At 68.8% G+C, this 414-nt stretch carries 1 protein-coding gene; it reads left to right on the forward strand.

Translation table 11 applies throughout. The annotated features are described in order from the left end of the window. Positions 1-414, forward strand: a 414-nt coding sequence (locus tag FMM79_RS00515; RefSeq protein ID WP_256376762.1) for a M14 family zinc carboxypeptidase, incomplete at both ends; no start/stop codon positions are given.

Consider the following 414-nt stretch of genomic DNA (forward strand, 5'->3'; position numbering starts at 1 on the left):
AGGCTGGGCAGCCTGCGCTACCTCGCCAAGCCCGGCGACCCCTTGATCACCCAGGCCGAGAGCAGCGACTTTCAGCGCACCAGCGACTACCGTGAGACCCGCGCCTACCTGGAGAAACTGGTAGCCGCCTCCTCCGGCCGCATCGCCCTGCGCGAGTTGCCCGAGCGCAGCGCCGAGGGTCACCCGATGCTGCTGGTGACCGCCTCCACCGAGGCCGACAAGTCCGCCGCCGGCCTGAAGCGCTCCGCCAAGCCGACCTTGCTGGTGGAAGCCGAGATCCATCCCGGCGAGGCCAACGGCAAGGACGCCATGTTCATGCTGCTGCGCGACATGAGCGCTGCCGACCGCCCGCTCGCCGGGCTGCTGGAGAAGATCAACCTGCTGTTCATCCCGGTGGTCAACGTCGACGGCGAC

The organism is Novosphingobium sp. BW1 (genome assembly GCF_008107685.1).
Lineage (GTDB): Bacteria > Pseudomonadota > Alphaproteobacteria > Sphingomonadales > Sphingomonadaceae > Novosphingobium.